The organism is Acinetobacter sp. IK31 (genome assembly GCF_035615195.1).
GTDB classification, from domain to species: Bacteria; Pseudomonadota; Gammaproteobacteria; order Pseudomonadales; family Moraxellaceae; genus Acinetobacter; species Acinetobacter calcoaceticus_C.
This window is the reverse complement of record NZ_JANBOB010000026.1, coordinates 1-772: the sequence shown is the minus strand read 5'-3', so window position 1 is coordinate 772 and position 772 is coordinate 1. Positions and strand designations below refer to the sequence as shown.

Genomic DNA, 772 nt, shown 5'->3' with positions numbered 1-772 from the left:
GCGATTCGGATTCTGACAGTGACTCTGATTCTGACAGTGATTCTGACTCTGACAGCGATTCTGACTCTGACAGCGATTCTGACTCTGACAGCGATTCTGACTCGGATAGCGACAGCGATTCGGATTCTGACAGTGACTCTGATTCTGACAGTGACTCTGATTCTGACAGTGATTCTGACTCTGACAGCGATTCTGACTCGGATAGCGACAGCGATTCGGATTCTGACAGTGACTCGGATAGCGACAGCGATTCGGATTCGGACAGTGATTCTGATTCGGACAGCGACTCGGACTCTGACAGTGACTCTGACTCGGATAGCGACTCTGATTCGGACAGCGATTCGGACTCGGACAGCGACTCTGATTCGGACAGCGATTCGGACTCGGACAGCGACTCTGATTCTGATAGTGACTCGGACTCTGATAGCGATTCGGACTCTGATAGCGATTCGGACTCGGACAGCGATTCTGATAGTGACTCGGACTCTGACAGCGATTCTGACTCTGACAGTGATTCTGACTCGGACAGCGATTCTGACTCGGATAGCGACAGCGATTCGGATTCTGACAGTGATTCTGACTCTGACAGCGATTCTGATTCGGACAGCGATTCTGATTCGGACAGCGATTCTGACTCTGACAGCGATTCTGATTCTGACAGTGACTCTGACAGCGACAGCGATTCGGACTCTGACAGCGACAGCGATTCGGACTCTGACAGCGACTCTGATTCTGACAGCGATTCCGACTCTGATAGCGACAGTGACTCTGA

General features: G+C 51.4%; 1 protein-coding gene. It reads left to right on the top strand.

Annotation, left to right across the window (positions count from 1 at the left end; genetic code table 11):
* Positions 1 to 18 precede the first annotated feature (18 nt).
* Positions 19 to 772 (top strand): hypothetical protein (locus MSG66_RS13205; RefSeq protein WP_324654347.1); only part of this gene is annotated, 754 nt, incomplete at its 3' end.